Below are 23,551 nucleotides of genomic sequence, written 5' to 3' on the forward strand. Positions count from 1 at the left end.
GGCGGCCATGGCCGGTGACCTCAAAGACCGGATAATTGAGCCTGGCCGCCAGTTGCTTGATGCAGCTTGTTTTGCCACAACCTGTGGGGCCGAAGACATAGAGCGGTTCCTGTGCCCCTTGCGGACGACTTACGAACCAGACCACCATATCTCTGCTGGATTCGTGGAAAATATAGTCTGGGTCAAAATCCGGGGTATGGGCCGAAGGCGCGGCATAGCCTCTTATTGTGGTTCCGGAGGGTTTGCCGCTGAAAACCTGCCCGGCGTCGAGGTCTGTAGGCTGGAGGGAATCGAGCTCGGAAGTAAGGGTATTTTTCATTTTGTCCTCCAAAACAAAAAAGCGCGCCCTCACGGACACGCTTTTTTGTTAAATTTGGTGTAATGTTTGTTAATCTTGATCGACCGAAGACATTGAACGGCTTCAGTGGGTGCAAATAGCCCTGCGGATGGTAGCGGCCTGTCTTACGGCTATTCTTCCGGGCTCACACGTTGCAAAGCCTTCCGATATACTTCAAGGCGTTCACGCTTGCCAATGGAAATGACTGTAACAAAGAGGATGCCGTCATCCACCATGTACACCAGCCGATATCCAATTGAGCGCAGTTTTATTTTATAGCAATCGCGCATGCCAGACAAAGCAGATGAAGGAACCCGTGGATGTTCCAAACGTTCAGCCAGTTTCTTTTTAAACTGCTTGCGGATGCTGGCATCCAGTTTTTTCCACTCCTTCAGCGCAATCTCATGAAACTGCAGACTATAGCTCATCAAGCGTCACCGTGACAAAAGGGCCATGCTCGCGGCTTTCGACGATCTTCTTGTCTTCAAGGTCTTCAAGGATTCCAAGGATTTCTTCGTAATGCTTTGCGGACAAAAGGTAAGCTTCCGGTTTGTTGTGGTTCAAAACTGCCACCGGAGCATCCTTGGCAGTAGCCAAAATATTTGCAAAGTTGCGTTTGAGTTCCGTGACACTCACTGTAATATTGGCGTGTATAGGATCCATGAAACTCTCCAATTGAATCAAATTTAATATCTTTAATGACATCTAATTTGACATCCGTCAAGAAGCCCCCTGAAACACAATCTCCGCATAAGACTCGTGCCAACGGATTATTTCAGAATCCGCCGAGTTCAGTTGACAGGGGAAACGCACACCCGTTCGGAAGGCGTACCCGTGCGCTCGCAGCGGGCCAGCAAGGCATCCACGTCAATATCGCCCAGGCGCTCAAAGCGGAAGATATCGGTCAGTTCTTCACGCAAGGCATCGCGGTTAAGCGTGCTCCGCCCGGATGTGATTACAGTTCGGAAGCGGTGCTTTCCAGCCTGTACCCAGTCGCGAGTACCAGCCTGCCGATGTACCAGCTTGAGTACGGCTTCCATCTCCTTGATTTCAGTATCCAAAGTGGTGCGCTGGTTTTTAAGAACGGCCAACTTGTCCAGAGCAGGCTCCCATTGTGGCATCTCCACGCCCTGCGGGAACTTGGGGCAGTCGCCATTGTATTCGCAGTAGGAACAGAGCGGATAAAAACCTTGGGCGCAGGTTACCTGTGAAAGGGATAAGATCCCGGCACGGTTGGCCGTGAGGTCGCCCCAGAGTTGGACCGCATGGTCAAGAGCCGTATCCAGCATGGCCTGATTGAAAGTGTAGGGACCAAAGGTGGTCACATCCTTCATGGAAAGACAGAGCAGCCAGGCTTCCATACTCAGTTCCTCAGCTTGCTTGGGCAACTGAAGTCCAAGCCGGGCATGGCAAAGCTGAGGGAAGGTCATTTCGTTATGCAGAAGCGTGCCGTCCTCAGCACGAATGCTGAAGACAGGTTTGTCCCAAGCTTGAGCCAGCAGACCTATTTGCCCGTGTAGCTGCAGCAAGTGGGAATCGTGCGGCGAAGCAGGCAGCTTGTCTGTGCTTTTCACTTCCAGAATTCGTATGGCGTTGACGGGAGCACCCCAGACCAGCACAAAATCCAGATGTGCCTTGATGGGTACGCCCTGATGCTGCCAGTTGATCTCAAGCTGGGGCAGTACATGCAGGCCCAGAGATGCCAGAGCCTGGCCAACGCCGGATTCAAACCAATGCCCGCGCTGCAAGGTCAGCAGACGCTCCAGGCTGTTTGTGGTGGGCAGCACCTTTCTAGCAAGTGCTGCCCGTGGGCACTCCCAGTGCTGGCCGATGTCGCTCATGCCCACATAGGTGGACCTGTCGCCCAGATAAGCGGCGGTACTTTGCTGAGAAACCGCTTGCAGCCCCTGACGAATTAATGCCCGCAAACCTTCCGTGCGGTCAGAGTGTTCCATGATTTTATCCCCACAAAAGTAAGAGGGCCGCCTTCAGGCAGCCCTCTTACTCGGTGTTTTGATTTTTGCTATGCGGCATCAACATATTTCCACCACAGTTTTCTCTGGGGGTTCCAGCGGAAGCCCGCGCCTGTGAGTAGTTCCTTTTTGGCCTGCGTGTTGCCGCTGGCAATGATGCAAGGCCGCCCGTCCTGAGCTGTCACCTGTTGATAAGTAATGCCCTCCAGCGGGGGAAGATTTTCAAGTGCTGCTGACGAGCGATTTGAGGTGGTTGGAGACTTGTTTTTGATATTGGTGCCGGGCAAATGCGCTTTTTTCATTTCAGGACTGTTTACGGGCAATTTCGGGCGATATGCCGATTTTCGACCTGTCCTTGCCTCTTCGCCGTCATCATCTTCCGTCACCATGCCCAGCATGGCGGTCAGAGCGTATCGTCTGCAGTAGGTCATGGCCGATCCCATACCCTGTGGGTCAGCCTTGGGCAGAGGAACCACTGCAAGAGAGCTCTGCCATTGGCCCGATTCGGCGTGGGTCAGCTTGGTAACGAGGCCGAGGGAGTTGGACTGCTCCACTGGCACAGGGTACTGACACAGCCAGATGCCGTTTTCGATGAGCGCATCACGGCAGGCATCCATGACGCTGTTGAGACTGGCGTACCAGCTTTTGGTGAAGGGATTTTCAGCGTCCTTAACGATGGGTTGCATGGTTCGCTGGACGTTGAGCAGTGCCTTAGCCAGTTCGGTGATAATTTCTGATTGATAGGCATTCATGGGCAACTCCTTCAATGGTAAGATAATAGTAAGACCCCGCTCAGCTTGACGCTGAACAGGGCTTTCAAGGTATTTTGAAACGGGACTCCGGTCTTCTTAATTCAATAATATATCCTCCAAACTGGATGAATAGCGGCTCCGCTAATCTCAATCTCCACGCTTTGACTTAGCCATATAGTTTTACTCTGGCTGCTATGCACAATCTACCCATTGCGCTTCGTAGTGGTTCACAAAGTCTTTCATCTCCCTGATGTCCGAAAGTAATAACCGAGGCCTTTCATAGGCGCGGTCAAAGTAATGCTTGCGGCGGAAGGAGTACTTGCTTTTGTGGCTCAGGAAAAAATCATTTGTCAGACACAAAGCTTACCGCAGGGTTTTTCACACGTAAGCGTCTGGCAGCCTGAACCGGCCGTAAGGGGGAATGTCAGTGTGACAAACAAAAGGAGAGAAGCCGCAGCGCGCGAAAGAGATGGAACACAGTGGACGAACTTGCACAAGCTGGGAAGCCAAGCGCATGAAGCTTGGCACACTGCATGCGCGCGACTCGCCCCCCCCCCCGGAGGATGAAAATGGGCGGCGAAAGCATTGCACCATTGCTATTACTGCAAAAACACTTGACGCGCGCACAAGGTTTGGATAGAAATTTAAGCAGCACTGATATTGGTGCAAAAAAGGAGGGCCATATGGCCAGAGACACTCACCGAGTTCTCCCCACTGGCGATGGCGACTGGAAGATTCAGCGCGATGGCAATTCCAAGCCTTCGCATGTCACTTCAACCCAGCAGGAGGCTATTCAAATAGCCCGCCAGATCAGTAGTAACCAGGGGACGGAACTGCAAATTCATGGCAAAGACGGTCGGATCAGGCAGTCAGATAGCCACGGACACGATCCGTTTCCTCCCAAAGGTTAGGCGTCATCATGGTTGAGCGCCTCAAAAAGCAAACGGCCGGATGCGCCAACATCCAGCCGCTTGCTGAGGTGATCCTGCCCACAACGGAGCCGCTGCAGGTACTCAGGCAAAACCTCGATCGGGTTTTAAAGAATACATGGTTTTGTGACGAGGTTCAAGGCAGCTCCATACCCTGCCGGAGGCAGTATGGATATTTTATCTTTTGAAGAATCCCTTGCAAATGCGGGGGACAAGCGCCATCTCATGCTCGGAAATGGTTTTAGTGTGGCAATTCGGCCCGACATCTTTCGTTATGGTTCATTGTTTGAAAAAGCTGATTTTTCAAGCTTCCCTGAAGTCAAACAAACCTTTGGCGCCATTTGCTCCGAAGACTTTGAAGAAGCCGTGCAAGCCCTCGAACGTGCGGCACTGGTGCTTGGTGCGTTCACGGACGATGCCCAGCCCATCAGCGAACGAATGCGCGAATGTGCCGCAAAAATTAAAGACGTGCTTGTTCAAACCATCGCAGGGCAACACCCCGAACGCCCTGGTGACATTACAGATCAGCAGTATGAAGCATGTATCAATTTTTTACACAATTTTCGGAATGATCAGAGTGATGGCAGAATCTTTACCCTGAATTACGACATCCTCCTGTATTGGACACTCATGCACGGAATGACCAAAAATATGATTAGCTTTAATGATGGATTCCGAACAGATCCCGACAATGCTGCTGCGGGATATGTCGTATGGGATGACTCGGCGCATAAGCAAAATGTTTACTATCTTCACGGTGCGCTCCACCTGTTTGACGGCGGGCATGAATTGCAAAAATATACATGGATAAGAACAGACCTTGCCCTTATTGACCAAGCAAGGGCAGCCATAGGGAAAAATTTGTTTCCTCTTTTTGTTGCAGAAGGGTCTTCGCAGAAAAAGTTGAATAAAATTGTTCACCACGGCTATTTGAACAAAGGCTTGCGCAGCCTCAGCAGCATCAAGCATCCCCTTTTTCTTTATGGCGTCTCGCTTTCCCAAAACGACGCTCATCTCATCAATATTATTGTAAAAAATACAAGCATTAAGAAACTGTTCGTCAGCTTGTTCGGCTCGCCGGAAAGCCCCGGCAACAAACAAACCATCGCAGCAGCAACGGCAGCTAGCGCACGCAGGAGTGCCAGGCATCCTCTGGAAGTACACTTTTATGACAGCGAAACCGCCAAAGTATGGGGATGACAAACGCTTGATGACCATGAGATACCAGAGCCAATGCCTGGATATGACAATTTCACGCAACAATGGCATATATATGAAAAAAATACTTCCTTTGCGGGATGTTGCCGAAATCAGTACCGGTTATCCCTTCCGCGTTGGCCTGAGCGACGACCCCGGCGGCAAAATCCGGGTTATTCAGATGCGGGACGTAAGCTCCGCCGGGGGGGTCAACTGGGAATCCACCGTGCGGGTTCAGCATGAAGCCAACATGGGGAGCTATTTTCTCCAAAATGACGACATCCTGTTTGTCATGCGCGGTGGAAATTATTACGGAACCTTGCTCGCCAATCCTCCGGACTTTGCACTGGCGGCGCTGCATTTTTTCCGTATCCGCGTGGCGCAACCCCGGCTGATCCTGCCCGCTTTTCTATCGTGGCAGCTAGGGCAACGTCAGGCACAGCGCTATTACAGCAATGTAGAAGCCGGGAGCGCGCAAAAAAGCATGCGCCGTGCCGACTTTGCCGATATGCCCATAACTGTGCTGCCGTTGGATCGTCAAAAGGCTATTGTGGACGCCGTGAACAGCATCCACAAAAACATTGCGGTGCTGCAATCCGGCATTGCCAATTGCCACTATCTGTTGTCCGCCATTGCCGGTAAGGAACTTGCCGCTCTGTATAAGGAGTCTGTATGACCACCATGATTAACCAGGACGAAGTGAACAAAGCTGTATGGAGTGCCTGTGACACTTTTCGCGGCACTATTTCCTCAGAGATATATAAAGACTATGTGCTGACCATGCTGTTCCTGAAATATCTGAGCGACGTGTGGCAGGACAAGTATGATGCCTATAAAAAAGAATTCGGCGATAAAAAAATGGTGCAAGCCATGCTGCAAACAGAACGCTTTGTGCTGCCTATGGGAGCGGACTTCTATTCCCTGTACGAGAAACGCTTTGAACCTGGCAACGGCGAGCGCATCGACAAGGCCTTGCACGCCATTGAAGAAGCCAACATCACCAAACTGGACAGGGTGTTTCAGGACATCAGTTTCAATTCCGGCAAGCTGGGTGAAGAAACACAAAAAAACGATCTCCTGCGCCTGCTGCTGGAAGATTTCAACAAACCCGCCCTCAACTTACGCCCTAGCCGCGTGGGTTCGCTGGACATCATCGGCAATGCCTATGAGTATCTGATCAAGATGTTCGCTTCCGACGCCGGGAAAAAGGCTGGGGAATACTACACCCCGCCGGAAGTCTCGCAACTCATTGCGGAACTGGTAGACCCGCAGGAAGGTGACGAAATTTGCGATCCGGCCTGCGGTTCCGCGTCGCTGCTGATGAAATGTGGCTACAAGGTACGCGACAAGGCAGGTACTCGCAAATATGCCTTGTTCGGGCAGGAGAGCATAGGCTCCACCTGGTCACTGGCAAAGATGAATCTTTTCCTGCACGGAGAAGACAACCACAAGGTGGAATGGGGTGACACACTGCGCAACCCCCTGTTGCTGGACGGCGACGACAAGCTCAAGCACTTTGATGTGGTGGTGGCAAATCCCCCCTTCTCGTTGGATAAATGGGGACAGGACAGTGCGGCTGACGACAAGTTCGGACGCTTTCGGCGTGGTTTGCCCCCGCGCACCAAGGGCGATTACGCCTTTATCCTGCACATGATTGAAGTCATGAAACCCGCCGTGGGCCGCATGGCTGTGGTGGCCCCGCACGGGGTGCTCTTTCGTGGCGCGGCGGAAGGGAAGATCCGCGCCAAACTTATTGAAGAAAATCTCCTTGATGCAGTCCTAGGGCTGCCAGAAAAGCTCTTTTTCGGCACGGGCATCCCCGCAGCCATTCTAGTTTTTCGCAAGCGTAAAGCTGATGACAAGGTGCTCTTTATTGATGCTTCCCGTGACTATGCGGACGGCAAAAACCAAAACGCCCTGCGCCCGCAGGACATACAAAAAATCGTGGAAACCTTCCGCGCACGGCAAAGTGTGGAAAAATACGCCTACCTTGCCACTGTGGAAGAGATCAGGGCCAACGACTACAACCTGAACATCCCCCGCTATGTGGACACTTTTGAGGAAGAGCCGGAGATAGACATGCACGCCCTGCTGGCGGAACGTGCGGGCCTGAAAAAAGAACTGGAAAGGCTGGAAGGGGAAATGGAAAAATACCTCAAGGAGCTGGGCTATGTTCAGTAGTCTGACGCCGGGGTACGGCGGCCCCCTACCACAACTTGCCGACACCTACACACGGCTGGATGCCCTCAAGGCCAGACTCGACGCCCACCGTCCCCTGGCTCCGGAGGTGGTAAAAAACCTGCACGCTGACATGGTGGTACGATACACGTATCACTCCAATGCCATTGAAGGAAACACCCTGACCATTTCCGAAACCAAAGTTGTTTTGGAAGACGGGGTGACCATTGGCGGCAAAAGCATGCGCGAGCATCTGGAAGCCATCAATCACAGGGAAGCCATCGACTATGTGGTGGAGCTGGCCGGGCAATCCGGCGCGCTGACGGAAGCTGAGATAAAAGACTTGCACCAGATCGTGCTCAAATCCGTGGACTCGGCCAATGCCGGGCGTTACCGGCAGCAGAACGTACTCATCAGCGGTGCGGGATTTACCCCGCCGGACTTTTTGCACGTGCGCGAATGCATGGAAGGCTTTTGCGCATGGTGCGCAGGGGCGGCGGCGAACCTGCACCCTGTGGAACGTGCCGCCCGTGTGCACGCCGATTTCGTGAACATCCATCCTTTTGTGGACGGCAACGGCAGAACGGCCCGGCTGCTCATGAATCTGGAACTCATGCGGGCAGGATTCCCCGTGGTCATCGTGCCCGTTGAAGAGCGTAGCGCTTATTACGCCAATCTGGATGCCGTGGCGGTAAAGGGGGACTATGCGCCTTTTGTAGAGCAGGTGTGCGGTTTGGTGGAAAAGAGCTTTGCGCCGTACTGGTTTGTGCTAGGGGTGCATGCAGAAAGCGAAGGGGACAGCAATGGCGCGCAAGCGTAATGCCACATACCCTGATAGTGTCCAACCCGGAATACCCGTACTTGGCCCACTGCCTGAAGGCTGGGTGCGGGAATCTCTTGGTAAACGCCTTCACGAAATCAAGCGTCCCGTCAAAATGCGGGACGAATGCACATATAATCTCGTCACCGTCAAGAGAAATCGCGGCGGTGCAGTGAAGCGAGATTCGTTGCAAGGCAAGGAGATTAAAGTCAAATCTCAATTTGAAGTGCACTCCGGCGACTTTCTGATTTCAAAACGTCAGATTGTGCACGGGGCATGCGCGCTTGTGCCGGAAGAATTGCACGGAGCCATTGTTTCCAATGAATATGCTATCCTTGGAAGCAAGAAAGACCTTGATTTAACATTCTTGCGATACTTATCTGAAACAAAATTCTTTCAAGAAACGTGTTTTCATTCGAGCATTGGCGTACATGTGGAAAAAATGGTCTTCAAACTTGACCGTTGGCTTAAGTGGGAATTCAATTTTCCTTCCCAAAAAGAACAACAAAAAATAGCCCGCATCCTCTCCACTTGGGATGCCGCCATAACCTGTACCCAAAAGCTGCTTGAAAGCAGCAAGCAGCAAAAAAAAGCATTAATGCAGCAGCTTCTTACGGGACGGCGGCGCTTGCCAGGCCACAATGGCAAATGGACTCCTGCATATTTAAAATCACTGCTGCGCGAAGAGTCAAAGCGAAACAAAAAATCTCATATCTCGCTTATTTTGAGTGTCACAAACCATAGCGGCTTTGTCATTCAAGAAGAACAATTTTCAAAGCGTGTCGCCAGTAAGGATATTTCCAATTACAAAATTGTCGAAAATGGACAATTCGCGTATAATCCCTCACGAATCAACGTGGGGTCATTTGCACGTCTGGACGCCTACCCTAAGGCGGTTGTCAGCCCTCTCTACACTGTCTTTTCAATAAAAAATGTTGCTGCGCTGGCAACTGATTATTTTATGGCGTGGATGAGATCTGACATTGCGTCACAGCGTATTGCTCTCAGCACCCAAGGGTCGGTCAGGGATTCCGTCAACTTTGACGCCCTTTGTGCACTGAACATACTTCTCCCCCCCCTCGACGAGCAAAAAGCCATTGCCAAAATCCTCACCGCCGCCGATGCGATCATAGCTCAATACGAGGCCAAACTTGCCCATCTGCAAAGGCAGAAAAAGGCCCTCATGCAGCAATTGCTCACCGGAAAAATCCGCGTCACGCCCGACACGCCAGATACATCGGGCGACGCGAGTGCAACACCCGCATAAGGGGGAATAATGTTCACCGTCCCCAACATGACCGAAGAATACATCGCCAAGATCCCGGCCTTGCAAATGCTCATGGCCCTTGGCTGGCAATACATCCCCCCGGCGGAGTGTCTGAAAAAACGCGGCAACAACCGCGAAGTGATCCTGCGGGACGAACTTGTGGCCTTTTTGCAAACACGGCGTTTTTCCTACAAGGGCAAGGACTACCCCCTCTCCCCCAATGCCGTGGACCAGATTGTGCGTGAGGTGTGCACGCCACCTATGCAGGAAGGTTTGCTCTCCGCCAATGAACGTATTTACGACAAATTCTGTCTGGGGGTGACGGTCACGGAATTTGTGGACGGCCAAAAAATAAGTGCCACCGTCCCCCTGTTGGACTGGAACGAGCTGGACGCCGCCGCCACCGCGCACAACCGCTTTGTGGTGACGGAAGAAATGGAGGTGCTGTGCGCCGATGGCCTGCACACCCGGCGGCCCGATATGGTGGCCTTTGTCAACGGCCTGCCCCTGGTGGTCATTGAAGCCAAGAAGCCGGAATCCGGCAACCCCAACAAAAATATGGTGGACGAAGGGGTAAGCCAGAACATCCGCAACCAGAAGCACGACGAAATCCCCCTGCTTTTCGTCTATTCCCAGCTTTTGCTGGCAATCAGCGGCACGGACGGTAAATACGGCACCACCAAAACCATAGACACCTTTTGGCAACGCTGGCACGAAGAGGAAATCCCCCCTGCTGAGGTGGAAAGCCTGAAAAACCGCATCCCCACGCGGGAAGAACAGCACAAGCTCTTTGACTGGCGCGAAGACGGGCACGCCATGCGGACTTTTTTCCATTCACTCTGGTCGCAGCCCATGCAAGCCACGGAGCAGGACACCTTGCTGGTCAGTCTGCTCAGCAAGGGGCGTCTGCTGGAGATCATCCGTTATTTCACGCTCTTTGACAGAAAAAAGGGCAAAATTGTTGCCCGCTACCCTCAGATGTTCGGCGTGCGGCGCATGCTGGAACGCATTCAGCAACATAAGCCCCCCCGCGAAGGCGGCGGGCGTCAGGGCGGGGTTATCTGGCACACCACGGGTTCCGGCAAATCCCTGACCATGGTCTTTTTGTGCAAGGCTTTGCTGCTGCATCCTGCCTTGGCGCAATGTCGTGTCATTGTGGTCACCGACCGCGTTGATCTGGAAAAGCAACTGGCGGGAACTTTTCAGGATGCCGGGGCCTATGGCGGAGCCATTGCCAGCAAGAGTGCAGAAAGATCCAAGGCCAGATCCGGGCGCGATCTTGCCTTGCGCATCGGCAAGGGCGTCGAGCGCATTATTTTCACCCTGGTGCAAAAATTCAATTCCGCAGCCAAGCTCAAGGAATGCCATAACCCCAGTGAAGACATCATCGTGCTGGTGGACGAAGGGCACCGCAGCCAACAGGGTGGAACACACGAGCGCATGCGCGCGGCCCTGCCCAATGCGGCCTACATTGCCTTTACCGGCACGCCGCTGCTGAAAAAGGAAAAAACCGTCAGCAAATTCGGCCCTATCATCCATGCCTATACAATGCAAAGGGCGGTGCAGGATGAAGCGGTGCGTCCACTTTTGTATGAAGAGCGCAAGCCGGAACTGGACATCAACCAAAAAGCCATTGACGCCTGGTTTGAACGCATCACCGACGGCCTCAGCGACCAACAGAAAGCAGACATCAAGCGTAAGTTCGACAACAAGGACACCGTATACGGTTCCGACAACCGCATTGAACTGATTGCCTGGGACATTGCCAAACATTTCAAAGATTATGTTCGTGACCTCGGCCCGGAACTCAAGGGGCAACTGGCCACGGACAGCAAAATTTCGGCCATCCGCTACAAGCAGCATCTGGACGAAACCGGCTGGGTTACGTCTGCCGTGGTCATCTCGCCGCCGGACACCCGCGAAGGCAATAAAGACGTGGATGAGGACGACGAAGCCCTGCCGTTGGTGCACCAATGGTACAAAAAAAACGTGGGTAAAACGCCTCCGCAGGATTATGAACGCGGCGTCATTGACGACTTTGCCACCGATGGCGCGCCCGACATCCTCATTGTGGTGGACAAGCTGCTCACTGGCTTTGACGAGCCGCGCAATGCCGTTCTGTATATCGATAAACCGCTGGAAGGGCACAGTATCATTCAGGCCATCGCTCGTGTGAACCGGCTGCACCCTGCCAAGGAATACGGGCTTCTCATCGACTACAGGGGCATTCTCGCCAAGCTGGATACGGCAGTTGCCGGGTATCAACGTTTGGAAGAACGCACGCTGGAAGGCTACGATGTTAAAGACATTGAGGGGCTCTACCATCAGGTGAACACGGAATATAAGCGCCTTCCGGCCTTGCATGATGCCTTGTGGGCCATTTTTAACGATGTGGGCAATAAAAAGGACATTCAGCAGTTCCGGCAGGTGCTCACCCCCCATTATGCCACCGATCCCGGCGAAGATGGCGATCTCTACGATACCCGCCAGAAGGTTCGCGAAGATCTTTATCAGGCACTGACAGTCTTTGGCCTTTGCCTGAAGGTGGCGCTGGCTTCCCGTTCCTTTTATGAAGACGGCGCTTTTGATGAAAAAACCGTCGCCATGTATAAAAAAGACCTGGCCTTTTTTATCGAGCTGCGCAAGATCGCCCGCCGCGATGCCCAGGAGACTGTGGATTACAGCATATATGAAGAACAAATCCGCAAGCTGGTGGACAAACATGTGATGGGGGAAGGCATCACTATTGCGGAAGATCATTACCTTGTGGATGAACTGGGCAAGGTGCAAGACCCCTCCACATGGAGCAAGGAAAAATTGCGCAACGAGACGGACATCATCAAGAGTCGGGTGCGCAAAAGCATTGATCAGGGATTGGCCTTTGACCCCTATGCGCAAAAATACTTTTCGCAGTTGCTGAAAGAGGCCATTGCCAAGGCCGAGGAGATGTTCAACCACCCATACAAGCAGTTTGCCTTGTTTCAAGAATTTGAAGAACGGGTGCGTCAACGCCGTATGGCGGACATCCCCGAAGCATTGCGTGAAAAGGAACGGGCACGCGCATTTTTCGGTATTTTTCGCATGGCTGAAAGCACGCAAGCCCCGGAGCTGCAGGACAAACTTGTGGAAGAGTCCTTGGCCGCAGAGCGTATCGTTTCACTGGCTATCGCAGAAAATTCGCTTAACCCTCAAGACATTGAAGCGGAGATTACCAAGGGACTTCTACCGCGCCTGTATTCCTGGCTCGGCCTTGAGCAGGCCCAAAAAGTCATTGACGGCATCATCAAATCCACCCGCTATGGGAGCCGGGTATTCACGCATGGTGGTAAAGAAGCGTGAGCGAAGCCATGCAAACTGTCCATTATGGTGCGGACAGTATTCACTATGTCATCCGGCGTCATCCGGGCAGGCATGCCCGTGTGCGCATTCATGTGCATCCTGATGGACTGGTCGAGGTAGAAGCACCGGAAGAGGCGAACAGCCATGCGGTACGCGAAGCCGTGCGCGCCCGCGCCCAGTGGATTGTGGGGCATCTGCGAGAAATAGAAACGCGAAGGCAACATGTGCTGCCACGAGACTATGTAAGCGGGGAGAGCCATTTTTATCTGGGGCGGCGTTACATGCTGAAGGTCGTTGTTCTGGATGCGGCTGCCTTGTTATATAAGTCCGCTCAAGGGAAACAGCCCGCGAAAATCGGTGTGAAACTCTCCGGCGCGTATTTAACAGTTAGCATCCGGAAACCGCAACTCTTGAGAATTCATGAGAATGACAGCGTACATCGAATGTCGGCACTCTTGACATCCGGCGAGGGCAAGGCCATGCAGGCCGCCAGACGTCAGCGCGTTAAAATCCTGCTGCGCGACTGGTATAGGGAGCATGCCGCTGCGTATTTTCAAAAACGCCTTGCCGCGCTGCAGCAGAATATTGCATGGCTTGACAGCATCCCTGCCTTTCGCCTGCAAGCCATGCAAAAACAATGGGGGAGCTGCTCCCCTGCGGGCGTCCTGCTGCTGAACCCGCATCTTATCAAAGCTCCTGCTCGTTGTGTTGACTATGTGCTGTTGCACGAAATCTGCCACTTGCGGGAGCATAATCACGGCAAAGCCTTTTATGCTTTGCTGGAATCTCTGTTGCCTGACTGGCAATGTGTAAAAGACAAACTGGACAATATGGCGGAAATACTGCTCAATGAGTGAGCAGATATTCAGTGGATCGGGGGATCATTATGTCACTTTACCTTGTGCGGGCCGGAAGCAACGGCGAGTTTGAAGATAATTTTTTGCACGACAACCGCGTATATTTACGCTGGGGCGGCGCATTCCCCGACCGGAACATCACGGAACTTGCTGATTTTGAGCAGATCAAAACGGCCATGATCGTCCAGAATCCTGACGAACTGGTGCGTAAACTCATCAACGGCGCAAGCCAGATTAATGCCTTTGTCCACGGCATGCAGGTTGGTGACTGGGTTGTCCTGCCCCTGAAACGTAAAGCTGCCATTGCCGTGGGAGAAATCACCTCGGCCTACACTTTTGATCCACGCGCAGCGGAAGACTTTCGCCATTACCGGGATGTGCGTTGGCTGAATATCGCCTGGCCAGTTAGAACTACTCCACACGCCGCAGCAGATACACGGCACGCTGAGGCCGACAAAGTGTAAAACATGTGGATCTGATAACTGCAAAGCCGTTTCTGCAGGACAAGCAGTGAACCTCTGCCTCATCCAGGCGCAAGGTATACTCTGAAGGTCTGCGGTCTTCTTCCGGTAATGCACAATCCTTGGTGTGCCATTTATTGTCGGGGGCCTGATCATAATGCCGGGTAACCATATCGCACGCGAGATAGCCTCCGATTTTTAGCGCATGGCGGTACCGCGCCAGAAATTTCCCCAGCGAAGCACCGGGGATATGATAAAGCCAGTTGACAGATAAGATTCCATCCAGATCCTTGGGTAAACGAATTGGATCCAGACAGTCATCGTGCCATACATCCAGCGGTATAGAGAGCATTGAAGCCAAGTTCAGCCCAAGCTCCAACGCATTGTCGGAAAGATCAGAACCGTAAAGCCGCCTGAAACCTTGCTGCCCCAACCAGAGCAAATTTGCCGCACTGCCACAGCCAGGTTCAAAAATCGCGGCATCTTTGGGCAGTACATCATTCAGCCAGCGGCAGGCGGTACAGGCATGCCGCCTCCATTTGCGGTTGCTGATGGCATACTTATGCCAGTCTGGTGCCCCTGTTTGGCGCATCAGTTCGTCAAGCCTGTCCGGTGAAACGCCTTTCAAAGCGTTTCCGAGGGGCAGGCGATCTCCCAAGTAGGAAAAAATTGGTACACCCATTACAAATCCTCGTAGCAGACCTGAGTCCGGATTCATGCCGTAAGGGTATGGCGCTCTTGTCTGAGAGCAGCTACAGCATCGTGTCGTGAACTAATCGTTCACCGCTGCTCATTAAAAAAGAGTGTATATAAATGGCGCAATTGCTGATGTCTGCGCAAAAAAGAGAACTATGCCAAGGGACAGCAGCAATACTACAAGAGGGATCAAAAACCATTGCCCGTGCATGGCAAAATGGCGTAATGCCGTGTAGAATATGGACCACATGCTTGCCTTGGACGAGTTGTTCTGCACAAGCGTATGTGTCGTTTTTGGTTGCCAGCTGCGCCCGCTTGAAGCCGGGCAATTATCCCACTGGGCGGCCGGGAAGCTGTTTTTTGCCCGCACCAGTGCGCCGAGCGGCGTCAGCAGAGCCGCATAGATAACAGCAAGTAATGCCTGAAAAATGAAGTGTCCGACCTTGCCCGTTATGTTTCTGAAGGCACCGGCAACTTTTGAAAGCCATAAGGGATAAGCCAGACCTATAAGCAGTAAGGACTCTCCGGCAAAGCAAAAGGCGAGATAAAAGCCGTCAGAATGCCCTGTACCGATAAAGTAGCCGAACCAGCCATACAGACCGAAAGCAGTTCCGAGTATCTGCCCGAAGGCGGCACTATGTCGTACCTCTTCCAGCAGTTGGCGTTGCGAATACACGTCCAGGTATGAATATTTCTTAGTCAAGGCTGAACCTCCCGAGCCATTGAGCCCGCTCTTCAGGACTCATAGCGCTATGTGGCTGTTTTTCTCTGAGCATCAGCCGATTGCCCACAACCAGAGCGTCTATCTCCGTGGCCATGAAGCAACGGTAGGCATCTTCGCAGGTGCAGACTATGGGTTCACCCCGCACGTTGAAGGAGGTATTAATAATGACTGGGCACCCTGTGCGCTCCATAAAGCTCGAAAGCACACGGTGTATGAAAGGATTGCGCCCTGCATCGATTGTCTGCAAACGAGCGGAGTAATCCACATGAGTTACAGCAGGAATCAATGAACGGGGCACATTGAGCAGGTCTATTCCCCAGAGTTTTTGCTCTTCTTCCGTCAGAGCAATCCGCTTATCCTCTTTCACGGGCGAAACCATAAGCATGTACGGGCTTTCCTGCGTGGTTTCGAACCATTCATCCCTGTATTCATCAAGAACCATAGGAGCAAAGGGGCGGAAGCTCTCTCTGAATTTTATCTTCAGATTCATATGCGCCTGCATACGCGCGCTACGGGCATCACCAAGGATCGAGCGTGCCCCGAGGGCGCGCGGCCCCCACTCCATTCGTCCTCGGGCCACTCCCACAATAAGCCCTTCTGCTAGCAGCTCCGCAATACGCGAGGCCAGGGCCGCATCGTCCAGACCTTCCCATACGGCACCAAGCCGCCGCAGTATTTCATCATCTTCATGATTTTCCGGCGTAATCGCAGGCCCAAGGAAAGACCCGCGCATACTGTCATCCGGGTTTGCGCTACGGGGCTTGTTCTGCACCATGTGCCAATGCCAGAGCGCAGCCCCCAAGGCTCCCCCGGCATCACCAGATGCGGGCTGTATCCAGATTTTATCGAATATGCCTTTCCGGGCGAGAAGCCCGCATGCCACGACATTGAGCGCTACGCCCCCAGCCATGACCAGGTGGCGCATCCCGGTCTTTTCTCTGGCATGCTGCGCCACAGCAACTACGGCCTCTTCCGTCACAGCCTGAATGCTGGCTGCGATATCCATCTCCCGCTGGGTTATCTGGCTTTCAGGCTTTCGGGGCGGCCCGCCGAACAGGTCGTCAAAGGCGGCATTGGTCATCGTCAATCCGCCGATGAAGTTGAAGTATTTCTGATTTAACGTCACCGCGCCAGCCTCATCCAAATGGATGAGGTCGCGCAAAATACGTTCTTTATAAACAGGCTTGCCATAAGGGGCCAAACCCATCAGCTTATATTCACCGCTATTGATTTTAAAACCTGTGAAATACGTGAACGCGGAATACAGCAAGCCCAAAGAATTGGGAAAGCGCTGCTCTTCCAAAAGTTCAATCATATTCCCTTGCCCCATGCCTATGGTGGACGTGGCCCATTCGCCAACGCCGTCGAGCGTCACAATGGCAGCTTCATTGTAGGGAGAAGGGAAAAAGGCGCTGGCCGCATGGGACAGGTGATGCTCACAAAACTGAATGCGGCGAGACAGGCCCAATTCCCGGCAAATCTCTTTTTCCAGCCACAAATTTCGCGACAGCCATTTTGGCATGGCCTTCAAAAAAGACGACAATCCGCATGGCGCAGCATAAAGATGGCTTTGCAGAAGACGGTCAAATTTTTCCAGCGTATTCTCATAAAAAACGACATAGTCTACTTCACCAACATCAAGCCCGCCCTCTTTGAGGCAATAACCGACGGCATTATGAGGAAAGGCTGCGTCTCCCTTAATGCGTGTAAAGCGTTCTTCCTGAGCTGCGGCTATGATCTGTCCGTCACGCAACAGGGCTGCGGCAGCATCGTGGTAGTACGCTGAAATGCCCAGCACTGTGCTCATGGGGCAACTCCTTGGGAAAAATCAAGTATGGCTGTCATTGTGCGGTTATCAGTGGCCGGTACGATACGGATGGTATTCACAAGACTGCCTTCCGGCAGAGGGGGCACAGCGAGGATATCACCGATACGTTTGCAACGATGGAGACTGCGGTCATCCAGGCCGTCTTTGCCGACAACCGAAACAAGCACTTCATCCGCCATAGCGTCCGGAGACGTGATCTGTATGCTTTTCAGGGGGACCGCCCGTTCAAAGGACAGCAGAACATGGGGCTTGCCCACGGGCAGTACTCCCATTTCACGAAACTGAGGCAAGCGCAGATGCAGCTTTTTGCCATCAGCAAGACTCGGCTGTGCGCTCCAGGGATACCAGTCGTTGAAGCGGGGCATATAAGAAAAGGATGGTTTTTTATCACCCAAGGCTTGTGGAGCATTGGCTTCAAGCCAATCCACTACTTTCTGGGCATAGTAGAGTGTCGCACCGGGGCCGGGATGCCCGTTAGCGGGATTTGCCGTCCAGAGCAGCGGCGAAGTACCTGCCTGCTCCCCTTTATCCTGCACGTACTCATCAAGAATATTCAGAAGAGGAACGCCGCTGTCTTCAAAAACATGCATGGGTTTTCTGTAGAGTGGTTCGTAGTACTCCTTGTCAGGAACCACAGGCAGGCTGACGACAACAGAGGGGACAGGCAGACCCTGAAGGGTTTCCGCCAGCTTGCCCACGGTTTGGGTCCATAAGGCGAAATTTTCTCCCTCAAGAAGAAGCTTCAGCCATTCTTCCGGACCGTAGGCCAGTTTGGCTTTTGCCTGCCTGTCCTGTTTTTTGCGCATGTACCAGGCTTGAAACTGCTCCACCAGTTCAGGCAGCCACCAGCGAAAAACGTCGTCTGCGAAAAACATGCGATAAACTTTGTAGTTCTGTGGCAACAGCCCCATATCCGGGTCATTCACCACATAACCCATAACAATGGCTTCCGCCTTGAGATCAGCAAATCGCGGGTCACGGATCCAGCCCAGTTCTTCCTTAGTTTGCGCACCATTCCACCCCAGTGCGACGACCTCAACGTCAGTATAGCCTCGTCGCTCCAGTTCCCGTTCTATCTGCCGCCACCAGACATCGTTGATGTTGGCAAGCCCGTCGCCCCAGGAAAAAGAATCCGCGATGACAGCAATGCGATGTTTTTTACCGCTCTGTAGAGGCATATGGCCCCCTGGCATAGCCATAAGGGGAAAGCTCTCATCAAGATTACCAAGCTTTTGAAGATTATTCTGCTTGATCCTCGTGTCTTCCTGCTTCCAGGAAGTATTCAACAGCGTTGTACTGGTTTGACGTTGAATGTACTGCTCGACACAAAAAGCTGTTGCCAAAAGAACGGCAAGCAGCACCACAAAAAAACGCAAAGCAGGCTTTGGGAAAAATAGTCGAATCTTTTTTTGCATGAGCAACCTTTACTGAGGTTTTTCTTCGCAATTTTTAGAACAACGCAGACTAAAAACTGTCCTTTGGCGCTTGCCGTAACAATCTGGAACGGAAATCCGAGCACCAAATTCCTTAATTTTTGAACCCAGATGGGGCCACAATCTCCCTGAAGAGCGCACCGGCTTCGTGCGTCGCTTCAGCAGCATTTATCTTTTTGCAATTTTTAGGTCAAGTTTATTCTATTTTTACGCCCTTATTTTCTATTAAAAATAGCAAGAGCATGCGGAAAACTGGAGTTTTTCGCTATGAGTAAGCCAATGGAAACCTTAACCCAACAACTTGGCAAAACTATACGTACCAAGCGCAGAACGCTGGGGCTAACTCAGGAGCAGCTGGCAGAAATGCTGGGAGTCGGACATCAGGCCCTGTCGCGCATTGAACAGGGCAAAATGGCTCCGAAGATGGATCGGCTGCCATGCCTGGCTGAAAGCCTTCAGTGTTCCGTCCCTGATCTTTTCCGGTCAATGGAAGGAGCGGAACCACGGCATGCGCAACACATTGAGGAAATGTTACGAGACTTGCCAATGGAGAAGCAGGAATTTGTGGTAAGACATTTGTCCGGGCTTATTGCGCTACTTCGCCTGAAGTAGCTTCGGCACAGGCGGTGAGCAAAAGGCAGGAGAAAAAGCTGATTTCCGCAGCCCCCATGATCGCATAGCGGCCCATATCAAAAGGAAAGGCCCTGTCTGGGGTTTCCAGACAGGGCCTGCAGTTTCTGCTAAAAGTATCGAAAGACTGCGCCGTCAGCGCCGCAGCATCTTCTGCGTAAGCTGTCCGGCCACGTCCCGGCGGGAGTCGAATATCCAGTGGACATGCACTGCCGCTTCCAGCGGCTCATATATGATGCGCCACGGGTGTTCATGAAGCTCGCGGTAGCGAGTAATGCCGACCACTTCAAGTTCTGGGGGGATGTTGCCGCGCTGGGGCAAGGTTTCCAGCGAGAATATGGCGGCTTCCAGCCTGCCGAGGATGGTGTGGGCCTGCTCCTGTCCGGCATGATCGGCCATGTATGTATAGATGTCCCGCAAGTCCTGCTCGGCCTCCGGGGCGAGCAGGACTTCCAAGGGCCGCTTGCCCGTAGGGAGTACCATTATTCGGCCTTGCGACCTTCATGCCGCCGCAGGTCAGAGAAAACTTCACGCGCCGAGCGTCCTTTGCCCGCCTCCAGGCTTTTTCCGGAAAGGCTCAGGGCTTTGAGCATGGCCAGCGTTTCCTGCATGCGTTCATACTCATGAATGCCCATCAACACGGCCTTGGCTTCGCCATTTTGGGTGATGATCACGGGCGGGGCAGCTTCTTCGCTGAAGGTGCGGATGATTTCCGCCGCCTGCGCCTTGACCTCGCTGATAGGGCGTATTGCGGTGCTGAGTTGCATAGACATTCTCCTTTAACCGAAAAAATACCGAATTCAGTTTTTTCGGTCAAGCTGTTCCTGAGAAGCTGGGCATAGATGACCGCACTCGCACGGTTGGAGAAGAAAATACCTTTATGTGATAGAGGGATACGTCCAAGGCAGATACATCTAAATTTTGGCTCTACGTAAGACGTGCATTTATATACTGCCCTAGCTGATAGCCTAGAGCCCCCTTGCAATTGATTTTCATCGTTTGTAGGATCTTAATCATTTATATAGAGTGCAGCTTTGGAGTCACTCTCATCGTGTATTGCTTGTAACCTAGGTAACTTATTTCAATTGTTTTAACTGAATGAACAGCAATTTCTAAGGCTCCGCAGTATCTTTTACCTCAACCCAGCGATAACTAAAAATTATGAGAACAATAAGGAAAGGAGCTATTGCAGTTTATCTGATTGGCCTAGCCTGCTCCGTCATCTCGTTTATCGTAACGCTAAAGGCGGATCCTCTAGGCCTTTCAAAATATAGTCAAAATCCAGAGTTGCCAGCCTTCTTTTTTTCGATAGTCATTCTAATGCTGTCGGACAGGGTCTCGGCTATGCTGCAATTTGTTGAAAACAAGGAACTTAGTGAATCAATTGTAAGTATGATCAAAAATGCCCATAGTGTGGTTACATTTCGAACTCCAAGGGATGCGATATTGTATGTGAATAATAGAATGAGTTTTTTACTTTCTGTTGAATCTGTATCACTTAACCTTGGCGAAGAATTTTCTACAACAGATGATTATTTATATAGGTCAGATGAATACAAAAAATATCTTTTACTCATTGCTGAAAACGTTGAAAAAGGATTAATATGGAGAGATATTGGCGACAAATATGCTAGCAAAAAATTTCATATTACTCGTGAACATATATCAACAAAAAATATAAAAGGGTCTTTTCAGACACGAATGATACCTATCAGTGCACCTCAGATAACATTTCTCATTTTGGGCTATCGAGATGGAACAAAAGAAGCTCTTTTTAATTGGGACTATCTTTCTCCAGGCGCGGAACCGTGCGTTTTGCTTTCGCGGGATAGTAACATAATTCAAATGTTTTCATACCAATTTGCAAATCTATGGCGCATTTCATCATGAACGCAAATAAGCATGATATAAATATTCTATTTCTGAAAAGTAAAATTGGGTATTTTTTTGTATTTTAGAGATAACACTGCGCTCCCATTCTTGCTGCTCTTGGACAGTGGAAGATGAGCATGTCATTTCAGCAATCCACTTACATGTTTCAAGTATATATTTTTGAATCTTTGGTGTGAAAGGAGCCTTGGCTTCAAAAGGGAGCAACCGCATTTCAACCCTGTATCGCCCAGAAGCCAGCAAATCAAATTGGATATTACGTCCAGCATATAAATCAAAAGGAAGCTGCTGGATTGGATTTTCTTGGGAATTGGCTAGCAGAAATCTGAATTTCTCCAGTAATGCTTGCCTGACTGGGGCTAATAAAAATGTTGCTTCGTCGTGTTGGCGCAAAATTATTCGTCCACCAACTCTAAGCTTCTTTATGAGCCTCGAAAAAATCCCCCCCCTATTTCTCATATACCCTATTGAGTTCCCAAAATGAATGGCATCGTACCTTTCTGGACACCTGCAAAACATATCCAAATCACCTTGGGTAATATGCACATTAGAAGCGTGGGCAAGTGAGTCTCTGTTTTTTGCTACAGCTATATTCGCATGACTTGGATCAATTCCTAAAATATATCCGTTCCCACCAAGCTTTTTTAAAAAAAAGTCTATCCAAGCTCCTGACCCACATCCAATGTCTGCGATTTTTTCACCAAGTCGAATGTCATACATTGATGCAGACCGCATTCTATGCTCATATTTAGCCTCAAAGTGTAAATTAAGCCATTCAGGAGTATCGTAACGGTGCAAAATTTCAGATGAAAGAGTAGATTGTCTCATAATTTTTAGTTATCGCTGGGTTCCCTCCATTTTCAATCCGCTTCTTGGATGTTTCTTGCCCAAGGCAATCCTCTGGGCCGACAGACTCACGTGCGTATAAATTTCTGTCACTGCCAAGGAACTGTGCCCGAGCAAAGTTTGGATATTGCGAATATCTACCCCATTTTCCAGTAAAAGCGTGGCAATCGTATGCCGGAACATATGCGGTGTGGCGTCTTCCGGTATATTAGCTTGTTTCTGATATTTTTTGATGAGTTGCCGCACTGATTGAGTGGACAAGGGGTGTTTATCCCGATTGCGGAAGAATACCGACTCAGCCTTCAGAAATTCCGTGTATTGATTTCTGTATTCTGCCAAAGCTTGCACTGTTTCCTGATCACATAATGGGATGACGCGTTCACGTTTGCCTTTTCCCAACACGAGAATATGGCGACTGGTCAGGTTCACATCAATCGTTCGGAGTCGACAAAGTTCTGAGACCCTGATGCCGGTCGAAAACAGAATCTCCAGTACGGCAATATCCCGTGTTGCCTCCTTATATGCCGTAGAGAAGATAGAGGCGGCATCCCTACAAGAATAAGCACTCTGTAAAAGTTTGGTTACAGATAATGTTGACAAAATTCTGGGAAGGCTTTTTGCGCGTTCTAAGCGAAGTCGAAGCTTTCTGAATGGTGATGTTTCAATATATTCTTCCTGTTCCAGGAAGGTAAAAAATGATTTCAAGGAAGCTATTTTTCGTTTAATACTGCGTGGTTTATATTTTTCATCAAGCCAAACAAGATGTTTTCTGATCGCATGCTTATTAATTGTGACAATGGAGTCGTGTTGTTGTCTTTTTTGGAATTGGTTTAGGTCAAGCTGGTAAGCGGTTAAAGTCAACTGGGAAAGACCCCTTTCGAGATGACAGTGACGAAGAAAGGTAGTGATAGCCTCAGACAAGTTCATTGTTCTTCCCCTTGTTTCTTTGATAAAGATCAAGAGGGTGTCAAATTTTTCTTTAGAAGTCACACTATTAAGATCGACCTCCACTGTCCGTGTATGGCTTTATCCTTGATTCCTGCAAAATAAATTCAAAATTCTTACAGCAACGCGCTAAATCCTGCATAACCTTTCTGTATACCGCCTTAGAAAATGTACCCGCCATTACGTGAACCTCCCAATGATCTGACTGGCCTCATGTGCGGCAGCTCGACAAATTCCTTTTTGAACACCGGTGTGCAGGGAACCTCCATATCCAATCCCTGCCAAGCAGCCAGGCTATGGGCGTAGCGAAGTTGGTTTTCGGAAGATGGACGCATGGCATCTCTGCTCTCGAAAACACGCATCGTCTTTCTCCTATCAGACTACAGTAGCTTTAGTTTCTTGCGGAGGTAGAACATAGCTGATGCAATAGTATAGCCGACCTTGGCACC

At 51.1% G+C, this 23,551-nt stretch carries 24 protein-coding genes; 11 read left to right on the top strand and 13 right to left on the bottom strand.

The features are described 5' to 3' along the window. From QZ377_RS11005 to QZ377_RS11025, 5 genes are all read right to left on the bottom strand, one after another. Positions 1-319, bottom strand: a 319-nt coding sequence (locus tag QZ377_RS11005; RefSeq protein ID WP_291441190.1) for an AAA family ATPase, incomplete at its 3' end; no start/stop codon positions are given. 149 nt (positions 320-468) lie between these two features. After that, positions 469-765, bottom strand: coding sequence for a type II toxin-antitoxin system RelE/ParE family toxin (locus QZ377_RS11010; RefSeq protein WP_291441191.1), 297 nt, complete (start codon positions 763-765; stop codon positions 469-471). Beyond that, positions 755-1,000, bottom strand: coding sequence for a type II toxin-antitoxin system prevent-host-death family antitoxin (locus QZ377_RS11015; protein WP_072311511.1), 246 nt, complete (start codon positions 998-1,000; stop codon positions 755-757). The genes QZ377_RS11010 and QZ377_RS11015 overlap by 11 nt, the downstream gene beginning before the upstream one ends. 128 nt (positions 1,001-1,128) lie before the next feature. Continuing rightward, complete coding sequence (locus QZ377_RS11020) at positions 1,129-2,292, bottom strand: hypothetical protein (protein WP_291441192.1); 1,164 nt, start codon at positions 2,290-2,292, stop codon at positions 1,129-1,131. Between the two features lie 68 nt (positions 2,293-2,360). Further along, on the bottom strand, positions 2,361-3,062 hold the full coding sequence (locus tag QZ377_RS11025) for an ERF family protein (RefSeq protein WP_291441193.1): 702 nt from the start codon (positions 3,060-3,062) through the stop codon (positions 2,361-2,363). Positions 3,063-3,631: 569 nt separating this feature from the next. Between QZ377_RS11025 and QZ377_RS11030 the strand changes: the two genes are divergently transcribed. The 9 genes from QZ377_RS11030 to QZ377_RS11070 all read left to right on the top strand — a co-directional run bounded on the left by QZ377_RS11030 (position 3,632) and on the right by QZ377_RS11070 (position 14,113). Next, on the top strand, positions 3,632-3,973 hold the full coding sequence (locus tag QZ377_RS11030) for a DUF2188 domain-containing protein (protein WP_291441194.1): 342 nt from the start codon (positions 3,632-3,634) through the stop codon (positions 3,971-3,973). Between the two features lie 186 nt (positions 3,974-4,159). Beyond that, positions 4,160-5,191 carry a DUF4917 family protein gene (locus QZ377_RS11035; RefSeq protein WP_291441195.1) on the top strand — a complete coding sequence of 344 codons (1,032 nt, stop codon included), beginning with the start codon at positions 4,160-4,162 and terminating at the stop codon, positions 5,189-5,191. Positions 5,192-5,264: 73 nt separating this feature from the next. After that, positions 5,265-5,864: a restriction endonuclease subunit S gene (locus QZ377_RS11040; RefSeq protein WP_291441196.1), complete on the top strand. Its 600-nt coding sequence runs from the start codon at positions 5,265-5,267 to the stop codon at positions 5,862-5,864. After that, on the top strand, positions 5,861-7,369 hold the full coding sequence (locus QZ377_RS11045; RefSeq protein ID WP_291441197.1) for a type I restriction-modification system subunit M: 1,509 nt from the start codon (positions 5,861-5,863) through the stop codon (positions 7,367-7,369). Before QZ377_RS11040 ends, QZ377_RS11045 begins: the two co-directional genes overlap by 4 nt. Continuing rightward, a complete protein-coding gene (locus tag QZ377_RS11050) occupies positions 7,359-8,186 on the top strand; it encodes a Fic family protein (protein WP_291441198.1) in 828 nt (275 codons plus the stop codon). The genes QZ377_RS11045 and QZ377_RS11050 overlap by 11 nt, the downstream gene beginning before the upstream one ends. After that, positions 8,170-9,453, top strand: coding sequence for a restriction endonuclease subunit S (locus tag QZ377_RS11055; RefSeq protein ID WP_291441199.1), 1,284 nt, complete (start codon positions 8,170-8,172; stop codon positions 9,451-9,453). Before QZ377_RS11050 ends, QZ377_RS11055 begins: the two co-directional genes overlap by 17 nt. Before the next feature lie 9 nt (positions 9,454-9,462). Continuing rightward, positions 9,463-12,792 (top strand): HsdR family type I site-specific deoxyribonuclease, encoded by a 3,330-nt coding sequence (locus QZ377_RS11060; protein WP_291441200.1) that lies wholly within the window; start codon positions 9,463-9,465, stop codon positions 12,790-12,792. An 80-nt stretch (positions 12,793-12,872) separates the two neighbouring features. Beyond that, positions 12,873-13,649: a SprT family zinc-dependent metalloprotease gene (locus QZ377_RS11065; RefSeq protein WP_291441201.1), complete on the top strand. Its 777-nt coding sequence runs from the start codon at positions 12,873-12,875 to the stop codon at positions 13,647-13,649. Between the two features lie 29 nt (positions 13,650-13,678). Beyond that, complete coding sequence (locus tag QZ377_RS11070; protein WP_291441202.1) at positions 13,679-14,113, top strand: hypothetical protein; 435 nt, start codon at positions 13,679-13,681, stop codon at positions 14,111-14,113. Here the strand turns inward: QZ377_RS11070 and QZ377_RS11075 are convergent. From QZ377_RS11075 to QZ377_RS11090, 4 genes are all read right to left on the bottom strand, one after another. Then, positions 14,061-14,792: a class I SAM-dependent methyltransferase gene (locus tag QZ377_RS11075; protein WP_291441203.1), complete on the bottom strand. Its 732-nt coding sequence runs from the start codon at positions 14,790-14,792 to the stop codon at positions 14,061-14,063. The two genes, QZ377_RS11070 and QZ377_RS11075, sit on opposite strands and share 53 nt — an antisense overlap. 111 nt (positions 14,793-14,903) lie before the next feature. After that, positions 14,904-15,509: a DUF5989 family protein gene (locus QZ377_RS11080; RefSeq protein ID WP_291441204.1), complete on the bottom strand. Its 606-nt coding sequence runs from the start codon at positions 15,507-15,509 to the stop codon at positions 14,904-14,906. Continuing rightward, positions 15,502-17,337 (bottom strand): carbamoyltransferase, encoded by a 1,836-nt coding sequence (locus QZ377_RS11085; protein ID WP_291441205.1) that lies wholly within the window; start codon positions 17,335-17,337, stop codon positions 15,502-15,504. Before QZ377_RS11085 ends, QZ377_RS11080 begins: the two co-directional genes overlap by 8 nt. Continuing rightward, positions 17,334-18,536, bottom strand: coding sequence for a hypothetical protein (locus tag QZ377_RS11090; protein WP_291441206.1), 1,203 nt, complete (start codon positions 18,534-18,536; stop codon positions 17,334-17,336). Before QZ377_RS11090 ends, QZ377_RS11085 begins: the two co-directional genes overlap by 4 nt. A gap of 534 nt (positions 18,537-19,070) precedes the next feature. Between QZ377_RS11090 and QZ377_RS11095 the strand changes: the two genes are divergently transcribed. Continuing rightward, entirely contained in the window at positions 19,071-19,403 is a 333-nt protein-coding gene (locus tag QZ377_RS11095) for a helix-turn-helix transcriptional regulator (RefSeq protein ID WP_291441207.1), read from the top strand. 153 nt (positions 19,404-19,556) lie between these two features. Here the strand turns inward: QZ377_RS11095 and QZ377_RS11100 are convergent, their stop codons facing one another. Next, positions 19,557-19,877 carry a type II toxin-antitoxin system RelE/ParE family toxin gene (locus QZ377_RS11100; RefSeq protein ID WP_291441208.1) on the bottom strand — a complete coding sequence of 107 codons (321 nt, stop codon included), beginning with the start codon at positions 19,875-19,877 and terminating at the stop codon, positions 19,557-19,559. A gap of 26 nt (positions 19,878-19,903) precedes the next feature. After that, a complete protein-coding gene (locus tag QZ377_RS11105; RefSeq protein ID WP_291441209.1) occupies positions 19,904-20,188 on the bottom strand; it encodes a type II toxin-antitoxin system Phd/YefM family antitoxin in 285 nt (94 codons plus the stop codon). A 577-nt stretch (positions 20,189-20,765) separates the two neighbouring features. Here QZ377_RS11105 and QZ377_RS11110 point away from each other — a divergent pair. After that, positions 20,766-21,311 (top strand): hypothetical protein, encoded by a 546-nt coding sequence (locus tag QZ377_RS11110; RefSeq protein ID WP_291441210.1) that lies wholly within the window; start codon positions 20,766-20,768, stop codon positions 21,309-21,311. On the opposite strand, the gene QZ377_RS11115 is transcribed toward QZ377_RS11110, so the two are convergent. Both QZ377_RS11115 and QZ377_RS11120 read right to left on the bottom strand, forming a co-directional pair. Beyond that, positions 21,306-22,139: a class I SAM-dependent methyltransferase gene (locus tag QZ377_RS11115; protein ID WP_291441211.1), complete on the bottom strand. Its 834-nt coding sequence runs from the start codon at positions 22,137-22,139 to the stop codon at positions 21,306-21,308. The genes QZ377_RS11110 and QZ377_RS11115 overlap by 6 nt on opposite strands. Positions 22,140-22,148: 9 nt before the next feature. After that, positions 22,149-23,147 (bottom strand): tyrosine-type recombinase/integrase, encoded by a 999-nt coding sequence (locus QZ377_RS11120; protein ID WP_291441212.1) that lies wholly within the window; start codon positions 23,145-23,147, stop codon positions 22,149-22,151. Positions 23,148-23,551 lie beyond the last annotated feature (404 nt).

Source organism: Desulfovibrio sp. (assembly GCF_019424165.1).
In the GTDB taxonomy this organism is placed as follows: domain Bacteria; phylum Desulfobacterota; class Desulfovibrionia; order Desulfovibrionales; family Desulfovibrionaceae; genus Desulfovibrio.